At 59.4% G+C, this 22,613-nt stretch carries 23 protein-coding genes; 12 read left to right on the top strand and 11 right to left on the bottom strand.

The features are described 5' to 3' along the window. Position 1 precedes the first annotated feature (1 nt). The 6 genes from entE to ACSVHP_RS15585 all read left to right on the top strand — a co-directional run bounded on the left by entE (position 2) and on the right by ACSVHP_RS15585 (position 6,199). Entirely contained in the window at positions 2 to 1,612 is a 1,611-nt protein-coding gene (gene entE, locus ACSVHP_RS15610) for a (2,3-dihydroxybenzoyl)adenylate synthase EntE (protein ID WP_447552369.1), read from the top strand. Positions 1,613 to 1,623: 11 nt separating this feature from the next. Further along, positions 1,624 to 2,478, top strand: coding sequence for an isochorismatase family protein (locus ACSVHP_RS15605; protein ID WP_447552368.1), 855 nt, complete (start codon positions 1,624 to 1,626; stop codon positions 2,476 to 2,478). Next, positions 2,478 to 3,230, top strand: coding sequence for a 2,3-dihydro-2,3-dihydroxybenzoate dehydrogenase EntA (entA, locus tag ACSVHP_RS15600; RefSeq protein ID WP_234673422.1), 753 nt, complete (start codon positions 2,478 to 2,480; stop codon positions 3,228 to 3,230). Before ACSVHP_RS15605 ends, entA begins: the two co-directional genes overlap by 1 nt. Next, entirely contained in the window at positions 3,231 to 3,644 is a 414-nt protein-coding gene (gene entH / locus ACSVHP_RS15595) for a proofreading thioesterase EntH (protein ID WP_447552367.1), read from the top strand. It abuts the gene before it with no gap. A 148-nt stretch (positions 3,645 to 3,792) separates the two neighbouring features. Next, positions 3,793 to 5,898 (top strand): pyruvate/proton symporter CstA, encoded by a 2,106-nt coding sequence (gene cstA, locus ACSVHP_RS15590; RefSeq protein ID WP_417315066.1) that lies wholly within the window; start codon positions 3,793 to 3,795, stop codon positions 5,896 to 5,898. 103 nt (positions 5,899 to 6,001) lie between these two features. Then, positions 6,002 to 6,199 carry a YbdD/YjiX family protein gene (locus ACSVHP_RS15585; RefSeq protein ID WP_006809671.1) on the top strand — a complete coding sequence of 66 codons (198 nt, stop codon included), beginning with the start codon at positions 6,002 to 6,004 and terminating at the stop codon, positions 6,197 to 6,199. Here the strand turns inward: ACSVHP_RS15585 and ACSVHP_RS15580 are convergent. The 4 genes from ACSVHP_RS15580 to ACSVHP_RS15565 form a co-directional block, all read right to left on the bottom strand. Continuing rightward, positions 6,196 to 6,600, bottom strand: a complete 405-nt coding sequence (locus ACSVHP_RS15580; protein ID WP_447552365.1) for a helix-turn-helix domain-containing protein — start codon at positions 6,598 to 6,600, stop codon at positions 6,196 to 6,198. The genes ACSVHP_RS15585 and ACSVHP_RS15580 overlap by 4 nt on opposite strands. Then, positions 6,581 to 6,877, bottom strand: coding sequence for a type II toxin-antitoxin system RelE family toxin (locus ACSVHP_RS15575; RefSeq protein WP_417315064.1), 297 nt, complete (start codon positions 6,875 to 6,877; stop codon positions 6,581 to 6,583). The genes ACSVHP_RS15580 and ACSVHP_RS15575 overlap by 20 nt, the downstream gene beginning before the upstream one ends. A gap of 190 nt (positions 6,878 to 7,067) precedes the next feature. Beyond that, positions 7,068 to 7,811 carry an SDR family NAD(P)-dependent oxidoreductase gene (locus ACSVHP_RS15570; RefSeq protein WP_447552363.1) on the bottom strand — a complete coding sequence of 248 codons (744 nt, stop codon included), beginning with the start codon at positions 7,809 to 7,811 and terminating at the stop codon, positions 7,068 to 7,070. A 57-nt stretch (positions 7,812 to 7,868) separates the two neighbouring features. Further along, a complete protein-coding gene (locus tag ACSVHP_RS15565; protein WP_447552362.1) occupies positions 7,869 to 8,957 on the bottom strand; it encodes an oxidoreductase in 1,089 nt (362 codons plus the stop codon). 160 nt (positions 8,958 to 9,117) lie between these two features. Between ACSVHP_RS15565 and ACSVHP_RS15560 the strand changes: the two genes are divergently transcribed. From ACSVHP_RS15560 to ACSVHP_RS15545, 4 genes are all read left to right on the top strand, one after another. Beyond that, complete coding sequence (locus ACSVHP_RS15560) at positions 9,118 to 10,620, top strand: sugar ABC transporter ATP-binding protein (protein ID WP_417315077.1); 1,503 nt, start codon at positions 9,118 to 9,120, stop codon at positions 10,618 to 10,620. Then, the gene (locus ACSVHP_RS15555; RefSeq protein WP_447552361.1) at positions 10,617 to 11,612 is read left to right on the top strand and encodes an ABC transporter permease; all 996 of its coding nucleotides are present in this window, start codon (positions 10,617 to 10,619) and stop codon (positions 11,610 to 11,612) included. Before ACSVHP_RS15560 ends, ACSVHP_RS15555 begins: the two co-directional genes overlap by 4 nt. Positions 11,613 to 11,642: 30 nt before the next feature. Then, complete coding sequence (locus tag ACSVHP_RS15550; RefSeq protein ID WP_417314066.1) at positions 11,643 to 12,707, top strand: sugar ABC transporter substrate-binding protein; 1,065 nt, start codon at positions 11,643 to 11,645, stop codon at positions 12,705 to 12,707. Between the two features lie 91 nt (positions 12,708 to 12,798). Continuing rightward, complete coding sequence (locus ACSVHP_RS15545; protein ID WP_447552360.1) at positions 12,799 to 14,040, top strand: LVIVD repeat-containing protein; 1,242 nt, start codon at positions 12,799 to 12,801, stop codon at positions 14,038 to 14,040. Positions 14,041 to 14,132: 92 nt separating this feature from the next. Here the strand turns inward: ACSVHP_RS15545 and mtnK are convergent, their stop codons facing one another. After that, positions 14,133 to 15,332, bottom strand: coding sequence for an S-methyl-5-thioribose kinase (mtnK, locus tag ACSVHP_RS15540; protein WP_447552359.1), 1,200 nt, complete (start codon positions 15,330 to 15,332; stop codon positions 14,133 to 14,135). Between the two features lie 104 nt (positions 15,333 to 15,436). Here mtnK and mtnA point away from each other — a divergent pair, with 104 nt between their 5' ends. Then, positions 15,437 to 16,465 carry an S-methyl-5-thioribose-1-phosphate isomerase gene (gene mtnA, locus ACSVHP_RS15535; RefSeq protein WP_447552358.1) on the top strand — a complete coding sequence of 343 codons (1,029 nt, stop codon included), beginning with the start codon at positions 15,437 to 15,439 and terminating at the stop codon, positions 16,463 to 16,465. 42 nt (positions 16,466 to 16,507) lie between these two features. On the opposite strand, the gene ACSVHP_RS15530 is transcribed toward mtnA, so the two are convergent. Genes ACSVHP_RS15530 through ACSVHP_RS15520 form a run of 3 tightly spaced genes read right to left on the bottom strand, consistent with a single transcriptional unit; the run spans position 16,508 to position 18,347 of the window. Then, a complete protein-coding gene (locus tag ACSVHP_RS15530) occupies positions 16,508 to 17,050 on the bottom strand; it encodes an acireductone dioxygenase (protein WP_234673434.1) in 543 nt (180 codons plus the stop codon). Further along, a complete protein-coding gene (gene mtnC / locus ACSVHP_RS15525) occupies positions 17,047 to 17,736 on the bottom strand; it encodes an acireductone synthase (RefSeq protein ID WP_447552357.1) in 690 nt (229 codons plus the stop codon). Before mtnC ends, ACSVHP_RS15530 begins: the two co-directional genes overlap by 4 nt. Continuing rightward, positions 17,733 to 18,347 (bottom strand): methylthioribulose 1-phosphate dehydratase, encoded by a 615-nt coding sequence (locus ACSVHP_RS15520; protein ID WP_234673436.1) that lies wholly within the window; start codon positions 18,345 to 18,347, stop codon positions 17,733 to 17,735. The genes mtnC and ACSVHP_RS15520 overlap by 4 nt, the downstream gene beginning before the upstream one ends. 122 nt (positions 18,348 to 18,469) lie before the next feature. On the opposite strand from ACSVHP_RS15520, the gene ACSVHP_RS15515 reads away from it, so the two are divergent. Further along, positions 18,470 to 19,630 (top strand): pyridoxal phosphate-dependent aminotransferase, encoded by a 1,161-nt coding sequence (locus tag ACSVHP_RS15515; protein WP_447552356.1) that lies wholly within the window; start codon positions 18,470 to 18,472, stop codon positions 19,628 to 19,630. On the opposite strand, the gene ACSVHP_RS15510 is transcribed toward ACSVHP_RS15515, so the two are convergent. The 3 genes from ACSVHP_RS15510 to citR all read right to left on the bottom strand — a co-directional run bounded on the left by ACSVHP_RS15510 (position 19,631) and on the right by citR (position 22,522). After that, on the bottom strand, positions 19,631 to 20,257 hold the full coding sequence (locus tag ACSVHP_RS15510) for an IbrB-like domain-containing protein (protein WP_447552355.1): 627 nt from the start codon (positions 20,255 to 20,257) through the stop codon (positions 19,631 to 19,633). Further along, complete coding sequence (locus tag ACSVHP_RS15505; protein ID WP_447552354.1) at positions 20,242 to 21,465, bottom strand: phosphoadenosine phosphosulfate reductase; 1,224 nt, start codon at positions 21,463 to 21,465, stop codon at positions 20,242 to 20,244. Before ACSVHP_RS15505 ends, ACSVHP_RS15510 begins: the two co-directional genes overlap by 16 nt. A gap of 157 nt (positions 21,466 to 21,622) precedes the next feature. Beyond that, the gene (gene citR, locus ACSVHP_RS15500; protein ID WP_447552353.1) at positions 21,623 to 22,522 is read right to left on the bottom strand and encodes a DNA-binding transcriptional repressor CitR; all 900 of its coding nucleotides are present in this window, start codon (positions 22,520 to 22,522) and stop codon (positions 21,623 to 21,625) included. Between the last annotated feature and the right edge of the window lie 91 nt (positions 22,523 to 22,613).

Below are 22,613 nucleotides of genomic sequence, written 5' to 3'. Positions count from 1 at the left end.
TATGACCGTTCCCTTTACCCGCTGGCCGGACGACTTTGCCCGCCGCTACCGTGAAAAAGGCTACTGGCTGGATCGCCCGCTGACCGACATTCTGACCCGCCACGCGAACAACGATGCCGTGGCGATTATCGACGGCGAGCGGCAGTTTACCTATCGCCAGTTTAATCGGGCCGTGGATAACCTCGCGTCGTCTTTACAGGCGCAGGGGCTGAAGCGCGGCGATACGGCGCTGGTGCAGCTTGGCAACGTGGCCGAGTTTTACATCACCTTCTTCGCCCTGTTGCAGGCGGGCATTGCACCCGTCAACGCGCTCTTTAGCCATCAGCGCAGCGAGCTCAACGCCTACGCCGCGCAGATCAAGCCCGCGCTGCTGGTTGCCGATCGCGACCACGCCCTGTTCGCCGGGGATGATTTCCTCAATGCCTTTGTGAACGAGCACCGCTCGGTGCGCGCGGTGCTGCTGCGCGGCGATCGCGGCGAGCACGCGCTGGAGGCGGCCATTGACCGCCCGGCGGATAATTTCATCCCGAACCCGACGCCCGCCGACGAAGTGGCCTTCTTCCAGCTCTCCGGCGGCAGCACCGGCACGCCGAAGCTCATTCCGCGCACGCACAACGACTACGACTACAGCATTCGCCGCAGTAACGAGATTTGCGGGATTACCGCCGACACGCGCTATCTGAACGCGCTGCCTGCCGCGCACAACTACGCCATGAGTTCGCCGGGCTCGCTGGGCATCTTTACGGCGGGCGGCTGCGTGGTGCTGGCCCACGATCCGAGCGCCACGCTCTGCTTCCCGCTGATCGAAAAGCATCAGATTAATGTCACCTCGCTGGTGCCGCCTGCGGTGAGCCTGTGGCTTCAGGCGATTGCTGAAGGGGCCGGGAACGCGCAGCTTCAGTCCCTGAAGCTCCTTCAGGTGGGCGGTGCGCGCCTGTCGGCGACCCTGGCGGCGCGTATTCCGGCGGAGATCGGCTGTCAGCTCCAGCAGGTGTTTGGCATGGCGGAAGGGCTGGTGAACTACACCGCCCTCGACGATACCCCGGAGCGCATCATCAACACCCAGGGGCGTCCGATGTGTCCGGACGACGAGGTGTGGGTCGCCGATGAAAACGGCAATCCGCTGCCGCGCGGGGAAGTGGGGCGCCTGATGACGCGCGGGCCGTACACCTTCCGCGGCTATTTCAACAGCCCGGAGCACAACGCCAGCGCCTTCGATGCGAACGGTTTTTACTGCTCCGGCGATCTGATCGCCATCGACGAGCAGGGCTACATCACCGTGCAGGGGCGTGAGAAAGATCAGATCAACCGGGGCGGCGAGAAGATTGCCGCCGAGGAGATCGAAAACCTGCTCCTGCGCCATCCGTCGGTGATCCACGTCGCGCTGGTGAGCATGGAAGACACCCTGCTGGGTGAAAAAAGCTGCGCCTATCTGGTGGTGAAACAGCCTCTGCGCGCGGTGGAAGTGCGCCGTTTCCTGCGCGAGCAGGGGGTGGCGGAATTCAAACTGCCGGACCGCGTCGAGAGCGTTGAAGCCCTTCCGCTGACCCCGGTCGGCAAAGTCGATAAGAAAAAGTTGCGCCTGTGGCTGGCTGAACGCGCCCAGGGCTGAGGAACACGAACATGGCTATTCCAAAATTAACCGCCTACGCCCTGCCAACCGCCGCAGAGCTGCCGAATAACAAAGTGAACTGGGCGTTCGAGCCGGAGCGCGCGGCGCTGTTGATCCACGATATGCAGGAGTATTTCCTCAACTTCTGGGGCGAAAACAGCGCGATGATGCAGCAGGTGGTGGCGAACATCGCGAAACTGCGCGCGTACTGCAAAGAACACAACATTCCGGTTTACTACACCGCTCAGCCAAAAGAGCAGAGCGATGAAGACCGCGCCCTGCTGAACGACATGTGGGGGCCGGGTCTGACCCGCTCGCCGGAGCAGCAGCGCATCGTGGCGGAGCTGGCTCCGGACGAAGCCGACACCGTGCTGGTTAAATGGCGCTACAGCGCCTTCCACCGTTCGCCGCTGGAGCAGATGCTCAAAGAGACCGGGCGTAATCAGCTGCTGATCACCGGCGTGTACGCCCACATCGGCTGCATGACCACCGCCACCGACGCCTTTATGCGCGACATCAAACCCTTCTTTATCGCCGACGCGCTGGCGGATTTCACCCGCGACGAGCACCTGATGTCGCTTAACTACGTGGCCGGCCGCTCCGGTCGCGTGGTGATGACCGACGAACTGCTGCCGTCCGTTCCTGCGTCTAAAGCGGCGCTGCGCGAGCTGATCCTGCCGCTGCTGGACGAGTCCGACGAGCCGATGGATGACGAAAACCTGATCGACTACGGTCTGGATTCGGTGCGCATGATGGCGCTGGCCGCCCGCTGGCGCAAAGTGCACGGCGATATCGACTTCGTGATGCTGGCGAAAAATCCGACCCTCGACGCCTGGTGGGCGCTGCTGTCCCGCGAGGTGAAGTGATGGGATTTGATTTTTCCGGCAAAACCGTCTGGGTAACGGGGGCGGGTAAAGGGATTGGCTACGCCACCGCGCTGGCGTTTGTCGAGGCGGGCGCGACGGTGACCGGGTTCGACCTGGCGTTTCCGCACGCGGACTACCCGTTTGCCACCGAAACGCTGGACGTGGCGGACAGTGCGCAGGTCCGCGAGGTGTGCGGGCGGGTGCTGGGTTCCGTTGAGCGTCTGGACGTGCTGGTGAACGCGGCGGGTATTTTGCGCATGGGCGCAACCGAGCAGCTTTCGCAGGAGGACTGGCAGCAGACCTTCGCGGTCAACGTGGGCGGGGCGTTTAACCTGTTCCAGCAGACGATGGGCCAGTTCCGTCGCCAGCAGGGCGGGGCGATTGTGACGGTCGCGTCTGACGCGGCCCACACTCCGCGCATCGGCATGAGCGCCTACGGCGCGTCGAAAGCGGCGCTCAAAAGCCTGGCGCTGACCGTCGGACTTGAGCTGGCGGGCAGCGGCGTGCGCTGTAACCTGGTGTCGCCTGGCTCCACCGATACCGATATGCAGCGTACCCTGTGGAAAAGCGACGATGCCGAACAGCAGCGCATTCGCGGCTTTGGCGAGCAGTTCAAGCTCGGCATTCCGCTGGGTAAAATCGCCCGTCCGCAGGAGATTGCCAGCACCATCCTGTTCCTTGCTTCCGACGCCGCCGGCCATATCACCTTGCAGGATATCGTGGTGGACGGCGGCTCCACGCTGGGGGCGTAGATGATCTGGAAACGCCACCTGACGCTTGAGGAACTGAACGCCACCAGCCTGAACACCATGGTGGCGCATCTGGGCATCGTCTATACGCGCCTCGGCGACGACATCCTGGAAGCGGAAATGCCGGTGGATGCGCGGACCCATCAGCCCTTTGGCCTGCTGCACGGCGGGGCGTCCGCCGCGCTGGCGGAAACCCTGGGGTCGATGGCCGGATTTCTGATGACCCGCGACGGGCAGAACGTGGTCGGGACTGAGCTTAACGCCACCCATCACCGGGCGGTGTCGCAGGGCAAAGTGCGCGGCGTGTGCCAGCCGCTGCATCTGGGGCGCACCAGCCAGAGCTGGGAGATTGTGATATTTGACGAGCAGGGACGGCGATGCTGCACCTGCCGGTTGAGTACGATGGTGCTGGGGTAAGTCAGGCAGATCAAAGTGATCGGCTTAACAATGTGGTGTAAATGTCTGGTTTGACCACGCATTATTGCGTTTCGGAGTTGTTAAATTTTAAGCGGTGTTCTAGAAACAAAATGTAACATTCACTGTTTCTCGACAACGGATCACCACTATGAACAACTCAGGGAAATACCTAACATGGGCCGTGCTCTCCGTTGTGGGGGCATTCGCTCTGGGCTACATCGCCCTCAACCGGGGGGAGCAGATCAACGCGCTGTGGATTGTCGTTGCCTCCGTCTGCATCTATCTCATCGCCTATCGCTTTTACGGGCGCTATATCGCCAAAACCGTGCTGGCGGTGGACGCCACGCGCATGACGCCTGCGGTTCGCCATAACGACGGTCTGGACTATGTGCCGACCGACAAAAAAGTGCTGTTCGGTCACCATTTTGCGGCGATTGCCGGGGCAGGCCCGCTGGTGGGACCGGTGCTGGCGGCGCAGATGGGCTATCTGCCGGGGATGATCTGGATCCTCGCGGGCGTGGTGCTGGCCGGGGCGGTGCAGGACTTTATGGTGCTGTTTGTCTCGACCCGTCGCGACGGTCGCTCGCTGGGCGAACTGGTCAAAGAGGAGATGGGGGCGACCGCCGGGGTGATTGCGCTGGTGGCGACCTTTATGATCATGGTGATCATCCTCGCGGTACTGGCGATGATCGTGGTGAAAGCGCTGACCCACAGCCCGTGGGGAACCTACACCGTGGCCTTTACCATTCCGCTGGCGCTGTTTATGGGGATCTACATTCGCTATCTGCGCCCGGGGCGCATTGGCGAAGTGTCGGTGATTGGCCTGGTCTTCCTGGTGTTCGCGATTATCTCCGGCGGCTGGGTGGCGGAAAGCCCGACCTGGGCACCGTTCTTCGACTTCACCGGTGTGCAGCTTACCTGGATGCTGGTGGGCTACGGCTTCGTGGCGGCGGTGCTGCCGGTGTGGCTGCTGCTGGCTCCGCGTGACTACCTCTCGACCTTCCTGAAAATCGGCACCATCGTCGGGCTGGCGATAGGCATTCTGATCATGCGCCCAACCCTGACCATGCCGGCGCTGACCAAGTTTATTGACGGCACCGGCCCGGTCTGGACCGGCAACCTGTTCCCGTTCCTGTTTATCACCATCGCCTGCGGGGCGGTGTCGGGCTTCCACGCGCTGATCGCCTCCGGCACTACGCCGAAGATGCTGGCGAATGAAAATCAGGCCTGCCTGATTGGCTACGGCGGCATGTTGATGGAATCCTTCGTGGCGATTATGGCGCTGGTCTCCGCCTGCATCATCGATCCGGGCGTTTACTTTGCGATGAACAGCCCGATGGCGGTGCTGGCACCGGCCGGAACCGTTGACGTGGTGGCCTCTGCCGCGCAGGTGGTGAGCGGCTGGGGCTTTGCCATTACCCCAGAAACGCTGACCCATATCGCTAACGAAGTGGGCGAGCAGTCGATCATCTCCCGCGCGGGCGGTGCGCCAACGCTGGCGGTCGGTATGGCCTACATTCTGCACGGTGCGCTGGGCGGGCTGATGGACGTTTCGTTCTGGTATCACTTCGCCATTCTGTTTGAAGCGCTGTTTATCCTGACGGCGGTGGATGCGGGGACCCGCGCGGCGCGCTTTATGCTCCAGGATCTGCTGGGGGTGATCTCCCCGAACCTGAAGCGGACCGACTCGCTCCCGGCCAACCTGCTGGCGACCGCCCTGTGCGTGCTGGCGTGGGGATATTTCCTCCATCAAGGCGTGGTGGACCCGCTCGGCGGCATCAATACCCTGTGGCCGCTGTTCGGCATTGCGAACCAGATGCTGGCAGGGATGGCGCTGATGCTCTGCGCCGTGGTGCTGTTCAAGATGAAGCGCCAGCGTTACGCCTGGGTGGCACTCGTCCCGACCGCGTGGCTGCTGATCTGTACGCTGACCGCCGGCTGGCAGAAAGCCTTCAGCCCGGATAACAAAGTGGGCTTCCTGGCTATCGCTAATAAATTCCAGGCAATGATCGACAGCGGTAAAATCCCGGCGCAATATACGGAGTCGCAGCTGTCGCAGCTGGTCTTTAACAACCGACTGGATGCAGGCCTGACCATCTTCTTTATGGTGGTTGTGGTGGTGCTGGCGGTGTTCTCAATCAAAACCGCGCTGGCGGCGCTGAAAGAGGACAAGCCGACGGCGAAAGAGACACCGTATGAGCCAATGCCTGAAAACCTGGACGAGATCGTGACCCAGGCCAAAGGGGCGCATTAATTATGTGCCGGGTGGCGCTAGCGCTTACCCGGCCTACATTTCTTATCCCCCCTCTCCCTTTGGGAGAGGGCCGGGGTGAGGGGAAACAAGCGAGAAACTGATTATGTTCGACACCCTTTCCAAAGCCGGTAAATACTTAGGCCAGGCCGCCAAAATGATGATTGGCGTACCGGACTACGACAACTATGTCGAACACATGCGCGTCAACCATCCTGACCAGACGCCGATGACCTACGAAGAATTTTTCCGCGACCGCCAGGACGCGCGCTACGGCGGTAAAGGCGGGGCGAAGTGCTGTTAACCCTCTTTCGGTAAGTAGAGGCTAATCTGCTCCTGCTGACAGCCGTAGATAGCCGCCAGTTTTTCGCGGGTCCGTTTTTGCGGGCGGGAGTCCAGGGCTTCAAGCTGTGATACGGCGGACTGGGTGATGCCGAGTTTATCCGCCACTTCCTGCTGGGACATGCCGCGCAGAATGCGCCAGGCGGCCTGAAGGCTGACGTTCTCGTTATGCATGACGTCGCACACTTCACCAGGTAATCCTACGTCATCATAACAATCGTGTTCGACTTCAATGTCCTCTAGATCATCGTCGGTTTCGTCGTCGATTTCTGCCATCTGTAAGCACATACGAAAGTATTCATCATAGGGAATAACGACGTACTGCGCTTTCCCGTCATCGTCCTTAATTAGCTGAACAGCCATAGGGAGCTTTCTCCTCGTGAAGGTAGGTCGTTGATGTTCTGCGCTTGACGGCCAAAACATAACAATGGTTATCGGGATCGTCCCGAAGTGTAATCAGAATGCGGTAATCGCCCACGCGTAGTCGGAAATGATTTTCTGTTGCCGATATTCTTTTGATATCGGGCCGGGGAGCTGAGCGATCGTCCAGCGCAGCAAGTTTTGCTTTGATTCTTCGCTGAAATCGGCCATCGATTTTGGAAAACTCTTTCTCTGCCGTTTTTGACCAGACAATCTTCATCCGTACCTCCACTGTACGCCCACACGAAATATAAGGAAATAATAAGACTATTAGATAAATTCCGAATTTCTTATGTCGCACTGTAGAGCAGGGAATCTGCGGGTAAAAGAGGCAAAACGCAAACCGTCGAGGCGGCTCGAAAACGCCTCTTCCGGGCGACAGAGGCGTGCAGAAAAAGTGCGATCGGCCTTCAGGCGTTCAGCCCGCCGTCCACGTCCAGACCCGTACCGGAGATCTGCCCGGCAAGCGGGCTGGCGAGAAACAGCACCGCTGCCGCCACGTCATCCGGCTGGCCGTAATGTCCAATGGCGATCAGCTGACGCTGGGAGTCGGCCTGTTCACCGTCCTCCGGGTTCATGTCGCTGTTGGTCGGGCCGGGATGCACCAGGTTTACGGTGATGCCGCGCGGCCCCAGATCGCGGGCCAGACCCCGGGTCAGAGAGTTAAGCGCAGATTTGGTCATCGAATAGACGGCGATATTGGGCTGGGCAACGCGGTTAGCCAGACAGCTGCCGATGTTGATAATGCGCCCGCCGTCAGAGAGGTGCGCCAGCGCCGCCTGGGTGGCGATAACGACGCCGCGAATATTAACGTTGATCAGGGCGTCGATATCCGCGAGGGTCATGGCCTCCAGCGGGCCGCTGCGCGCAATCCCGGCGTTATTGACCAGAATATCCAGCCCGCCGAGGGCGCGCGCCGCATGGGTGACCGCATCCTGAATCGCCTCCGCGCTGGCGCTGTCGGCCTGCACTGCTTCACCGTGCCGTCCAAGCGCCTTAATTTCATCGGCAACCGCCTGCGCTTTGTCGGCGGATTTTTCATAGGTGATAACGACATCGGCACCGGCCCCGGCCAGCGCCAGCGCAATTGCCCGACCCAGCCCACGGCTGGCGCCGGTTACCAGCGCCTTTTTACCTGTTAAATCGATCTGCATGATGACCTCGTTGCGAGAGTGATGAGAATCATCATTAGGTATAGACGGTCGGCGCGATCAGCGGCTGAAGTATTCCACCTTCTCAAACGCGGCGCGCAGAACCGCCGGGCTGAGTTCGACAGGCAGATAGTGAATCGACTCCACCGGGCGCAGGGTGTGGGCGATAACCCTGTCCAGCTCTGCATCATGATGAATATCCACCTCCAGCTCGCGAAGCGTTGTCGGCAGATTAAAACGCTCATAGGCCGCGACCAGCTGCGCCAGCACGTCGTCCTGACCGAGCAGGGCGCTCTGCACCAGAATGCCGTAGGCCACCTTGGTGCCGTGCAGGTATTTTTCGGTTTGCGGCAGGACGGTTAAACCGTTATGCACCGCATGCGCCGCCGCCACGCGGGTATAGCGTTCGCCCAGCCCGCCCACCATGCCGCCACCGGCGATAATCGCGTCGACGACGTCCCGGAACGCCTGGGTCTCTTCGCCGCGCTTCTGGTCGGCCAGCGCCTGTTCGCTGCTCGCCAGCAGCACGTCGCGAATGGCCAGCGCGCCGTTAATGCCCAGGCGCACGGTCAGCGGCAGATGCTGCGGCTCGGGCGCCAGCACCACCGCTTCGTACCACTTCGCCAGCGTGTCGCCAATGCCCGCCAGCAGGTATTCCGCCGGGGCGTTAAGGATGATGTGAGGCTCCACCAGCACCAGGAAATTAGCGTCGTCGAAAATCTCAAACTGCAACGCCTGGCCCGCATCGTTATACCAGACGGAGAGCGGCGTCCACGCCGCGCAGGTGGCCGCGACGGTGGGAATACCGACAAACGGCACCCCTAAACGACGCGCCACGGCCTTAACCGTATCCATCACCGCGCCGCCGCCCACGCCAATCACCACGCTGGCCTCGCTGCCGGACGCGTTCACCAGCTGGGTGACGTCCCGTTCGCTACAGTGGCCCTTAAACAGCAGATGCTTCGCGCCCGGCGCGTTAAAGCTCTCCGGCAGGAAGGGGCGCGCGCCTTCGATGGCGCGTTCGCCGTAGATCCACACCGCGCGGGAAAGCTGCTCAGGGGTAAAAAATTCGTTCAGATGCGCAAGGCTTCCGGGATGGGAAAAGTAGTTCGCCGGGCCAGGCACGACGCGGATATCGGTGTTGCTCATGGTGTTGTCCTTTTTTTAGCAAGCGCTAACCCGATGTTATGTCTGGACATCCGGATGGCTAATAATATTTCGCTTTATCTTATGCCTTTTCCGTCGTTGTCAGTCAACCACAGCTGTGAAAAATTCGATAAATCAGAAGAGTTATGAAGGATTTACGCGGATGGTTTCCAGTCGCCTTGAGATGCGCGGTATCAGCCTGGCCTTTTCCGGCTTTCAGGCGCTGTCGCGCGTGGACTTTACGCTAAGCGGCGGAAGCGTCCACGCGCTGACCGGGGCAAACGGCGCCGGAAAATCGACGCTGATGGCGGTGCTGTGCGGCACGCACGCCCACTATGAGGGTGAGATCTGCATTAATAACCAGCCGGTGACGATCCGGGAACCGCGCGACGCCAGGCTGCTCGGTATTCATCTGGTGCAGCAGGAGGTGGACGTGGCGCTTATTCCGGGCCTGAGCATTGCCGAAAACATCATGCTCGATGATCTGGCGCAGCCGGGACACCGCTACCGCTGGGGGGCGATCCGCCAGCAGGCGCGACAGGCGCTGGCCCAGCTGGACGTGTCGCTGGACGTGCGCCGTTCAATTGACGGCTGTTCGCTTGCCGAAAAGCAGCAGATCCTGCTGGCGCGCGCGCTGTCGCATCACTGCCGGTTTCTGATCCTCGACGAGCCGACCGCGCCGCTGGACGCCCACGAAAGCGAGCGCCTGTTTACGGTGGTGAAACGCCTGCAACAGCAGGGGATCGGCGTGGTGTTTATCTCCCACCGCATCCATGAATTAAAAGCCATCTGCGACACCCTAACGGTGCTGCGCGACGGCAAGCTGATTGAGTCCGGCCCGATGGCGGATCTCAGCGGCGAAGAGATTGTCGAGAAAATGCTCGGCCACGAGCTGAGCGATATCTACCCGCCCGCGCGTCCGCCCCACAGCGACGAAACGCTGCTGCGCGTAGAGGGTTTGCACGACGACGCGCTGCTCAAGGATATCTCCCTGCACCTGCGTAAAGGCGAAATTCTCGGCATTGCCGGGCTGGCGGGCGCGGGGAAAACCGAACTCTGCAAGGCGCTGTTCGGCGCGATCAAAAGCCGGGTGGCAGGCGGTGAGCTGAATCATCAGCCGTGGAAACCGCGCGACCCGGCTGACTCGGTGCTGCGCGGGCTGGCGCTGGTGCCGGAGGAGCGGCGCAAAGAGGGCATTTTTATCGACGAGCAGGTGAGCATGAACCTCTCGGTGAGCGCCGATAGCAGCTTCTCGCGCTGGAGCCTGTTCGGGCATCGTCAGGCGTGGCGCTGGGCGGAGGAGGTGATTGCCAGAGTCGGCGTGCGCGCCCGCGGGCCGGGGCAGGTGTTACGTCGTCTGTCCGGCGGGAACCAGCAAAAAGTCGCTATCGGTAAATGGCTGCGCAACGACGCCAGCGTGCTGATTTTTGACGAGCCGACCAAAGGCGTGGACGTAAAAGCGAAAACTGACCTGTTCCAGCTGATCGACGGCCTGGCGCGCGAGGGCAAAGGGGTGATTTACGCCTCCGGCGAGTTTGCCGAGCTGGTGGGGCTGTGCGACCGCATCTGCGTGCTGTGGGACGGGCGGATCGTGGCGGAAATCGCCGGGGCCGAGGCCCGGGAAGAGACACTACTTTATTATTCAACCGGAGGAACGGCGTCGTGAGCAAGGCCCTTTCAGTTAATGCGGCGGCGTCTGGCCGTCAGCAGATTTTCGATTTTCTCTACAAGTGGGGCATGTTGCTGACCGTCGTCGCGCTGGTGGCCGTCTTTGGCCTGGCGTCGGACAACTTCCTCGATCCGAACAACATCATCAACATCCTGCGCTCCATCGCCATCGTGACGGTGATTGCCGTCGGCGTGTCGATTTCGCTGACCATCGGCGGGTTCGATCTCTCGGTGGGGTCAACGGCGTCGCTGGCGAACGCGCTGGTGGTGTCGCTGTTCGTCTGGCACGGCTTCGGCACGACCGAGTCGATCGTAATTACCCTGGCGCTCTGTTCGCTGGTGGGGCTGTTTAACGCCTTTCTGATCGTCATCCTGCGCATTCCGGACATGCTCGCGACCCTTGCCAGCCTGTTTGTGATCCAGGGCGTGGCGATGACCTACAGCTACGGCGGCTCGATCACCGAAAACATGGTGCTGCCGAGCGGGGACATGGCGGAAGGCACCATCCCGGCGGCGTTCAGCCTGCTGGGGCAGGTGCCGACGATTGTCATCATCATGCTGGTCGTCACGATTGTGGCGCAGCTTGGGCTGTCCCTGACCACCCACGGCCGCCGCATGTACGCCATCGGCGGGAACCCGGAGGCGGCGCGCCTCTCCGGCATTCGCACCACCCGCTACAAGGTGGCGGCCTACGTGATTGCCTCCCTGCTGGCGGGGCTGGGCGGGATCTTGCTCGCCTCGCGCATTGGCTCGTCGCAGGTGAACGCGGGCGGGGGCTATCTGATGGACGCGGTCGCGGCAGCGTGGATCGGCTTTTCGCTGGCAGGCTCCGGCAAGCCGAACGCGCTGGGGACGCTGGTCGGGGCGGTGATTCTGGGCGTGCTGTCGAACGGGCTGGTGATGCTCTCGGTGCCCTATTACGCGATGGACATTATAAAAGGGCTGGTGCTCGCCGTGGCGCTGGCGATTACCTACATACAAAAACGTTAACCATTTAAAACAACACAACGGGATAACAGAATGAAAAAAATCGCACTCTCTCTGGTGGCTTTAGGGCTGCTGACCGCGCTGCCGGGTTTTGCCGCAACGCCTGCACCGGTTCCGGCGGCCATTGCCGATCATGACGGGCCGATCCGCATCGCGGTGATCCGCAACCTCGGCTCGGACGACAACACCACGCAGTTTGTCGCCGGTGCGATCCAGGAGGGCAAAAAGCTTGGCTTTAAGGTCAGCACCTTTTTGAGCAACGGCGATGACGCCAAATTCCAGGACTTTGTGAACCAGGCGATCGGCCAGAAATACGACGGGATTATTCTCTCTCAGGGTCGCGATCCGTACTCCACCGCGCTGGTGAAGAAGGCCGTGGACGCCGGGATCAAGGTGTCGGTCTTTGATACCGCCGTGAACGGCGAGATCCCGGGCGTGACCGTGACCCAGCAGGACGACGCCTCTCTGACCAACCTCTCCTTCGGCCAGCTGGCAAAAGATTTCAACGGCAAGGCCAATATCGTCAAGCTGTGGGTGGCTGGCTTCCCGCCGATGGAGCGTCGTCAGGCGGCCTATAAAGAGCTGCAAAAACAGTATCCGGACATCAAAGAGCTTGAGTCCATCGGCGCGGTCTCGTCTGACGTGCAGGGCGATACCGCCAACAAGGTGGGCGCTATCCTGGCGAAATACCCGAAAGGCAAAATCGATGCTATCTGGGGAACCTGGGACGCCTTTAGCCAGGGCGCGTATAAGGCCCTGAAAGAGAACGGCCGCACCGAAATTAAGCTCTACAGCATCGATATCTCGAATCAGGATCTCCAGCTGATGCGCGAATCCGGCAGCCCGTGGAAGGTGAGCGTGGCGGTGGATCCGAAGCTGATTGGCGCCACCAACGTGCGTCTGATCGCCAATAAGATCGCGGGTGAAGCCACCCCGGCAACCTATGACTTTAAAGCGGCGGCGATCCCGCAGGCGCTGCTGACCGCCCAGCCGGGCGCGGTGAACGTGGCGACGCTGGGCAAAATCATCCCTGGCTGGGGCCAGACCGAAGACTTTATCGCCCCGTGGTTTGCGACGCTGGCAGCGAAAAACAAATAAACCCTTGCCGGGTGGCGCTGCGCTTACCCGGCCTACATATTGCACCCGTAGGCCCGGTAAGCGCAGCGCCACCGGGCGAAAGGAATCCACTATGTCAGCATTACCCACCCCCGAATACAGCCGCAATATGCGGTTAATCGGTCATAGCGATCAGGGCGGTCGCCCGGACGGCGTGCAGCTGATGGTGCATCGTGGTTTTGCCTATATCGGCCATATGGTGTCGCAGGGCTTTTCCATTGTGGACGTGCGCGACCCGAAAAACCCAAAACCGGCAGGCTATGTTCCCGCGCCGCCCGGCACCTGGAACGTGCATTTACAGGCGCACGACGACCTGCTGCTGGTGATCAACGCCCGGGATCTGTTTGCCGATGCCCGCTTTGCCGATGAAAAGGTCTATTACACCCGTCAGGTGGGCGAAACCGTCAGCGACGTGCAGGACAAAGGCTGGAGCGCCGGGCTGCGGGTGTTTGATATCTCCACCCCCGACAGGCCGCGTGAAATCGGTTTTCTGTCGCTGAACGGCATCGGCATTCACCGCATCTGGTACGTCGGCGGGCGCTGGGCCTATGTCTCGGCGCTGATTGACGGCTTTACTGACTATATCTTCCTGACCATCGACCTTGCCGATCCGCGTAAGCCGGAAGTGGCGGGACGCTGGTGGCTGCCGGGCATGAATCAGGCCGAAGGTGAACAGCCAGACTGGCCTGAAGGAAAACGCTACGCGCTGCATCACGCGATTATCGCTGGCGACACCGCCTACGGCAGCTGGCGCGACGGCGGGCTGACGCTGCTGGACGTAAAAGACCGCACGCAGCCTAAATTGATTAGCCATCGCAACTGGAGCCCGCCGTTTGGCGGCGGGACGCACACCGCGCTGCCGCTGCCGGATCGCAACCTGCTGGTGGTGCTGGACGAAGCGGTGCTTGATAACCAGGAGGACGGCGAGAAGCTCATCTGGCTGTTTGATATCCGCGAGCCGTCGAACCCGGTGAGTATTTCCACCTTCCCGCAGCCGGATGAAATCGACTACGTGGCGAAAGGGGCGCACTTCGGGCCGCATAACCTGCACGAGAACCGGCCGGGGAGCTTTGTCAGCTCCACGCTGATTTTCGCCACCTACCAGAACGCGGGCGTTCGCGCGTATGACATTTCGAACCCGTATCGCCCGGTGGAAACCGGCGCGCTGGTGCCCGCCGCGCCGCAGAGGATGATGGACACGCGGCCGAATCGCCCGCAGGTGATCCAGTCGTGCGACGTGTTTGTGGATGCGCAGGGGATTATTTACAGCACGGACTATAACGGCGGGCTGTCGGTGATTGAGTATTTGGGATGAGTTTTTGCCGGGTGGCGGCTCTGCCTTACCCGGCCTACATTTTGCACCCGTAGGCCCGGTAAGCGCAGCGCCACCGGGCAAACAAACGGCACTCAACTATACTGACGCACCCGTGCCACCAGCTCTTCCACGCTGTCGATACGCCCGGCAACCACAATCAGCGCCTTGCCAAGCGTAATGGCATGGCGCAGACACGCGTGGCGCATCGCCTCGTCCTGAATGGTGTCGATATCCGCTACGTGAGACAGTCCCACGCTGCGGCGGATCAGCTCGGTACCGCAGAAGCCAATCGCATCGTGCCACACTTTTTTCAGGAATTCGGAGGCATAGCCCGGTGCGCCGAGCGCCGCGTCGCGGGTTTTGTCAGTTGCCAGCGCCTGGAAGCGCTCCGCAAAGGTATTCCACAGCTCCTGAATATCGGTCAGTCGCTGTTCGCGGGCGGCGGCGGCATCGCGAATGCCCAGATGCCCCGGCAGGCCGCAGAAGTTCAGCAGCAGATTGCCGATGGCGGTGCCCACGTCAAAGCCAATCGGGCCGAAGTAGCCGAATTCCGCGTCGATGGCCTTCAGGCTGCCGTCCGCCACGAATATCGAGCCGCTGTGAATATCCCCGTGCAGCAGCGCCTCGGCCTGGGAGAAGAAGCGGTGCTTCAGAGAGGCCACGGCGATTTTTAGCTGGGCGTCATCGCGCAGGGCGGCCACGTCGTTTTCCAGCTCGGCAGGGTAGTTATTGCGCTCGTGGATCTGGTACGGATCGTTGAAGAACAGATCTTCGGTGATCTCGCACATCTCCGGGTTAATGAACTTCGCGACCTGCGCCTTTTTGTCGTGCGGATGCAGGTAAAAATCGCTGGTGTGGAACAGCGCGTGCGCGAGGTATTCACCCAGCTGACGCGCGGCCTGCGGGTAGTAATGATTTTTAATCAGCTCGCCGCGCCAGATTTGATGGCTGGACAGATCTTCCATCACCATCACCGCCAGTTCCGGGTCGAAGTGGTGAATTTTGACGGTGTGCTGCGGGCTGTGCCGGTAATGCTCGACCAGGGTTTCTGCTTCAAGACGCGCGCGATCCAGCGTCAGCGGCCAGGACTCGCCCACGCAGCGCACGTAGGGCAGCGCCTGCTTGACGATGATGCGGCTCACGCCCGCGCTGTCGAATATTTTAAACACCAGATTGAGGTTGCCGTCGCCCACCTCCTGCGCCTCTACCAGTGACGATGGTTTATCAAGGCCGCCAAACTGCTTTGCATACTCCACGGCGTCCTGGGCGGTAAAGGTACGGTATTGCGACATTGCCTGTTCCTCACTGATTTGCTAATAAAGACATGTAGACGTCTATACATCTGAACTTCATCCTGACACAATGTGCTACAACAACGCAACAGAGAATTAACGACATGCAGACATTACAGACGACCAGCCTGCGGGTGGCGGAGAATCAGCTCTTTATTCTCGATCAGCAGGCGCTTCCGCAGGAGAAACGCTGGCTGGATGCCAGTACCGTCGAGGCGCTGGTCGGCCATATTCACGCCCTTCGTGTGCGCGGTGCGCCGCTTATTGGCCTCTCTGCCAGCCTGCTGCTGGCGCTGCTGGCGGAAAACGGCAACAGCCGCGACGAGCTGGCCGTGGCGCTGGACACCCTGCGCGCCGCGCGTCCGACGGCGGTGAACCTGATGAACAACCTCGATCGCATGAAGCAGGCGCTCTGGCAGGAGGATTTTGTTCCGGCGCTGGCCGCTGAGGCGCTGCGCCTGATTGATGAGGATAAGCAGCTGTGCGATGCCATCGCCCGTGCGGGCAGCGCGCTGGTGAAGCCCGGCAGCCGACTGCTGACCCACTGCAACACCGGTGGGCTGGCAACGGCGGGCGTGGGCACGGCGCTGGGCGTTATTGCCCGTGCGCATCAGGAAGGGAACGTCAGCAACGTGTGGGTGGATGAAACCCGTCCGCTGTTGCAGGGCGGCAGGCTGACCGCATGGGAGCTCGGCGAGCTTGGCGTACCCTATCAGTTGATAACCGATTCCATGGCCGCCAGCCTGATGGCGAAAGGGCAGGTGGACGCGATCTGGGTCGGGGCTGATCGTATCGCCGCCAACGGCGATGTGGCGAATAAAATTGGCACCTACTCGCTGGCGGTGCTGGCGAAATTCCACGGCATCCCGTTCTACGTCGCCGCGCCGCATACCACCCTCGACCCGGCCTGCCCGAACGGGGATGCGATCCCGATTGAACAGCGCGCGGCCAGCGAAGTGACGGGCGTCGCCGGGAGCTTTGGCGCGGTGCAGTGGGCGCCGGAAGATGCGAAGGTATTTAACCCGGCGTTCGACGTTACGCCCGCATCGCTGATTAGCGGGTGGGTGCTTGATACCGGGGTGGTGTGGCCGGAGGATGTCATGAAGGGCGTTTTTAGGGGGAGCGCGGCCTGATGCCCTCTCGCTGACCCTCTCCCGCGGGAGAGGGAGAAAGGATCAGGCTAAACGCGGATACCCATCCGCAATCGCATCCCCGGTGAACTGCGCTACCCAGCCCTCCGGGTTATCAAATATACGAATGGCCGTGAAGTTCGGCTCTGACCCCATATCAAACCAGTGCGGCGTGCCCGCCGGCACGGAAATCAGATCGTTTTTCTCGCACAGCACCTGATACACCTCGTCGCCGATATGCAGGCAGAACAGCCCCGCGCCTTCAACGAAGAAGCGCACTTCATCTTCGCCGTGGGTGTGCTCGTTCAGGAACTTCGCGCGCAGCGCCTCTTTCTGCGGATTATCGGCGCGCAGGCTGATGACGTCCCAGCTCTGATAGCCTTTTTCCGCAACAAGCTTGTCGATCGCATGTTGATAGGCGTCGATCACCGCGTCTGGCGCAGGATCGCGACCTAAATCGCGGTCGGCGGCCCAGCGTTCAAAACGCACGCCTTGGGCGTTGAGCCGTTGGGCGATGTCGGCGGCGTCGGTGCCGTGCCACAGAGGCGTGCTGGCGTCTTTATCAGAATAAATCGTTAATGCGCTCATGAAGGGATCTGCTCCGGGTTAATCTCGTCAAACTGGTGAACCTGATGGTGGTGGCTTGCGCCATCATCATCACCACGAATCAGTTGCAGGGTGCGGAAACCGGCCTGCTCGGCGGCGTCCAGCTCCTGATGGATATCGGACAAGAACAGGATTTGCGACGGGGCAATGCCGGTATGCGCCGCAATGTTCTGATAAGACTTCACCTCGCGCTTGGCGCCGATGTGCGTATCAAAATAGCCGCTGAACAGATGAGTAATATCACCTTCATCGCTGTAGCCAAATAACAGTTTTTGTGCGGCGACGGAGCCTGAGGAATAAACATAGAGATCAATCCCTTGCGCTTTCCATTTCTCCAGCGAAGGCAGCACGTCCGGGTAGAGATGGCCGGTAAAATCGCCGTTGACGTAGCCGTCGTGCCAGATAATGCCCTGCAAGGCTTTTAGCGCGGTGGATTTACGATCTTCATCCATAAAGGCAAACAGCGCGTCGATCAGTTCGCTGACGCTGGCGTGCGGGTTGCCGATTTCATCGCGCAGGTTATCAAGGATTGATTTAACCGGCTCGGCGTACTGCTGCGCGTTCACGAAGGCCGCCAGCCGCTCACGCGCGTAGGGGAACAACACGTCGTGGACAAAACGGATATCGCTGGTGGTCCCTTCAATGTCAGTCACAATCGCGCGAATCATACTTTCTCCAGTTGTCGTAAACGCATTTCGCATTCAAATAAGAATTCCAGCCCTTCCAGATGGCGGCGAGCCTCCGCCACATCGCGGCCCCAGCAGGTTAAGCCATGCCCGCGCAGAAGAAAACCATAATTGAGCGTACGCTCCCGCGCGTAGTCCGCAATGCGCAAGGCGAGGGCGTCGATATCCTGATCGTTGTCGAAAACCGGGATCGCCACCGTATCCAGATGCGTGGTCTGCCCGGTGAGGGATTTTTGCATCTCGAAGCCGCTGAGGTGCAGTTCAGGCGATTTAACGATGCGCGACAGCACGGTGGCGTTGACGGTATGGACGTGCAGCACGGCGTTGGCGTCCGGGAAAAGGCGATAAATCAGCGTGTGCAGACCGGTTTCCGCCGACGGCTTACGGCCCGACGGCGCGCGGTTGGTGGCTATCTCCACCTGCAAGAAATCGTCGGTGGTCAGGCTGCCTTTGTCTTTGCCCGATTCGCTGAGCCAGCACAGGGCGCTGTCCTGGCGCACCGACATGTTGCCGCCCGTGGCGGGTGCCCAGCCTTTGGCGCCGATCCAGCGGCAGGCGTCGACCAGTTGTGTGAGTTGCAGGTTGTCTGTCATTTCCTTTTACCCTCGCGGCCAGGAATATTGATATGGTTTAGACGTCTAAGCGTCTTGATTGCCAAAGACTAACATCGTGTTATAGTGGCAGCAACATAAGTATTACAAGCAGGCATGACACAATGAGCAATAACCCGTTGATTCCAGAGAGTAAACTTCCCAATCTCGGCACTACCATCTTCACGCAGATGAGCGCCCTGGCGCAGCAGTACAACGCCATCAATCTGTCGCAAGGCTTCCCGGATTTTGACGGCCCCGCGTATTTACAGGCGCGTCTGGCGCATCACGTGGCGCAGGGGGCCAACCAGTATGCGCCCATGACGGGCGCGCAGGCGCTGCGCGAGGCGATTGCTGATAAAACGGCTGAACTGTATGGCTACAAGCCCGATGCGAACGGCGAGATTACGGTAATGGCGGGCGCGACCGAGGCGCTGTATGCCGCGATTACCGCGCTGGTGCGCACCGGCGATGAGGTGATTTGTTTCGATCCGAGCTACGACAGCTACGCGCCTGCGGTAGAGCTTTCCGGCGGCGTGGTGAAACGCGTGGCGCTGCAACCCCCGCATTTTCGCCCGGACTGGCAGGCCTTTGCGGCGCTGCTGAGCGACAAAACCCGGCTGGTGATCCTCAATACGCCGCACAACCCCTCCGCGACCGTCTGGCAGAAAGCCGATTTTGCCGCCCTGTGGCAGGCGATTGCGGAGCGCGAAATCTACGTTCTGAGCGACGAAGTGTACGAACACATCTGTTTTGCCGCCGAGGGCCACGCCAGCGTGCTGGCGCATCCCGAGCTGCGCGAGCGCGCCATTGCGGTGTCGTCGTTTGGCAAGACCTATCACATGACCGGCTGGAAGGTGGGATACTGCATCGCGCCGGCGGCCATCAGCGCGGAACTGCGCAAAGTGCATCAGTATCTGACCTTTGCGGTTAACACCCCGGCGCAGCTGGCGATTGCGGATATGTTACGCGCCGAGCCCGAACATTATCGTCAGTTACCGGACTTTTATCGCGCACGCCGCGATCTGTTTGTGAACGCCCTGAGCAGCAGCCGACTGGAAATTTTGCCCAGCGAAGGCACCTATTTCCTGCTGGCGGACTACAGCGCGATTTCCGATCTGGACGACGTGAGTTTTTGCCAGTGGCTGACCAAAGAGGCGGGCGTTGCCGCCATCCCGCTGTCGGTGTTTTGCGCCGATCCCTTCCCGCATAAGCTGATTCGCCTGTGCTTTGCGAAACAGGAGTCGACGCTGCTGGCGGCCGCCGAGCGTCTGAACGCCCTCTGACTATTTTACCGTCCAGGCTTCCGAGTAACGACGGTCTGCAAACATCTCCAGCAGGCCGTTGATTTGCTTCAGGCGCAGCACCTCGTCGCTGTCCATTCCCAGCTCTTTGCCTATCTTCTCATCGCTCCAGTCGAGCAGCGATAGCTCGCGCACGATGTCCGACATGGCGTTAATTTGATGGCGGCCGCGCGCCCGGTTATGGCGAATGGTGGCGGCCATGCGGTCATGCTTCTCCTGACGCTCTTTCCGCAGGCAGGTGACGGGCAGATAGCCTTTTAGCTGGCGCTTAAGCGCCGCGCGGTTTTTGCCAATCTCGTGACGGTGAAACCCGTCGACGATTTCAAAATGGTGGGGCGCGTTTTCCGTTACCACAATTGGCTGCGTAAAGCCGTCGATCTCCAGCGACTGGCTGAGCAGGCGCTTTTCCGGCGGGGCAACGTTGTTGGGATTGTAATCGTTGGCGCTGATCTCATCCTGCTTCACCCACAGCACGCAGTCGATGGGCTGCTCGCGAAACGGGCTGATTTCGTGAAGCGCCTGGCGAAAGGCGTTGATGGCCTCAATGCGCTCGCTTTCCGGCAGAGACTGAAGATAGGTCGTCATCTCTTTAATTAATCGTTGCTGCATAAAATTCCCCACTCCTTGCGTTTTGCTTTTATCCTGTCGCTGTACCGCTGATAATTTTTGGGCTTATTTGGGCTGAATGATAATGCCCGGCACCAGAAGTCATTATTCAATAGCACCTTGCATATCCGCCGCCACGATGGAATATCTTTTGAACCGATATCTCCTTCCTGGGTGTCGGGGATATCGTCCATCCCTTTCTTTTGATACCAGTTAAGGTAAATCGCAATTTTATTACGATAATGCTCCGCCGTTTTGTGCGGCATACTGTCGAGCAGAAGCATCGCGTACTGCTTCCAGCATAAATGATCGGGCTTAAGGATTTTCCTATGACCATAAAAGTGATTATCCTGGCCGGCATATATTCCACCGCTTCTGACGCCGCTGACGCGCTCGCACATCGCCGCCCAGCGGTCCGGTTCCAGAACGTGATAAAGCCACAGGCCCTGACGCTGCTCCGGCCCAAACGGTTCGCAAATTCGCATATAGCGCGGCGGTACGCCGGACTGGTACATCAGGTCGTACAGGGGGTTGTAGCAGCAGCCCGTTTTGGCAAACCAGGTCCAGATATCGGCGGTTTTCCAGTCGTAAAGCGGGTAGATATACCAGGCGTGACCGCCGGGGGCGACGGTGGTCCAGGGCTTATCATCGGCGAAACGCTGCTTGCGCGCGTTGGCAATCGTCAGAAAACGGTTGTAGGACTCGTCGGCGCGAATGCCGACCATCACCGCCGCCGGACGACGCGCGGCAAACCAGGCCGAAAACGCGCGCACGAACGCTTCGAACGTCATGCCGGGCTGGTAAAAATCAAAGAAGGCGGTATCGGTAATCGCATCTTCCGGCGGCTGACGAACCCAGTTTGTGCCGGGCTCCCAGCATTGCCATTCCGGCTGAAACTGCGACAGCGCGTTTTGCGTGGTTAAGGGCAGGGCGACCCAATAAAAGCCATCGATCACGTCCTGATACAGCGCGCGCATCGTCTCCACATGCTCGATGGTGCAGGAGAATTGGGCCTCCCAGTCGATAAACAGCACGCTGATTTTTTTATTCATCGCGCGTGCCAGCTGCGCGGTCAGGTGAAGCATGATGGTGGAATCTTTGCCACCGGAAAAGGAAACGCAGACCTGAGATAAGTTATCAAGCGTCCATTTGATGCGTTGTTGTGCGGCGTCGAGAACGTTCTGCGATAGCGGATATTTATACATCGACATAGTTAATCTCTCCCTGAGTCATTAATGTCGAATACGTTTTACGGAGTAATGATAGCAGTGAACAATTAGACAGTTCATCAACATGTTTTAAAAATGGCAAGGGGTTGACTGGAAAACAGGCGGCTCGGATATTTCCTTCCGCGCCGCATAAGAATATTTACTGGGTTTTGATGCGCTCAATAAATTTCGCAAAAATAGAGCTGTTAAGCGCCGCGCGGTTATAAACCATAAAAAGTTCAGGTTTAGGAAGTTCAAATGGAAGTTCCACTTTTCTTAAATTTAGCAGGTTTTTGTATGATTCAAAAAAAGGCTCGGGAACATATCCGACCAAATCCGACGTGCTAATTATATTCAGGATCGACATATACGAATCGCTGCGGAACGCAATATTTCTGTCGGCGAAGATGCTGTTTGATTGCGACTGAAACTCTTTAACGCCGACTTCAGCAGAGTGCAGCTGTGTAAATTTTTCCTCTTTTAACTCGTCCATTGTAACCGAGCCTTTCAGGCGCGGATGGTCGTTTCGGCACACTAAATACATCGTGAATTGATAGAAACGTGTGCATACGATCGAGCGGTTGTTCAGCGGAGAGAGAGTAAAGGCCAGATCCGCTTTTCGATAGGCGAGTAAATCCTCAGCCGTTTCGGGGGACAACATCATATCGTGTTGTTCTACTTCATAATTATGCTCGGAAAAAAGAAGGTGCAGCGGTTCAATCAAACGCCCCGGGATAACGATTTGCGGGCAGTAAATGACAAAGTTTTTCTTGAGACTGGAACCATGCATGATGTTGATAGTTTGCTCAATCTGGTTCAGGTTCTGCTCAAGATGGAGATGCAGGTTTGTGCCAACGGTGGTTGGCGTGATCCCTTTACCCGAACGGATAAAAAGAGGGTCTTCAAGCTGGTTACGCAGTCGTTGCAGGGACTGACTCACGGCGGATGGCGTGATATACAGCGTTTCAGCAGCCTTGCTGATGCTGAGGTGCTGATAGATACATTCAAAAATGACCAGAAGATTGAGGTCAAATTTTTTGAGGTCGTAGAGGTTTGCCATAGTTCATCCTGATTAAGCCATGTTTTGCGGTCGTTATCACATCACTGATAACTATAGATTGAAGCCAACCATTTACAATCCTTGTGGTTAA

The sequence above is a fragment of the Enterobacter sp. 186315 genome (assembly GCF_053290175.1).
The sequence above is the reverse complement of the archived record's forward strand: the minus strand, read 5'-3'. Positions and strand labels throughout refer to the sequence as shown.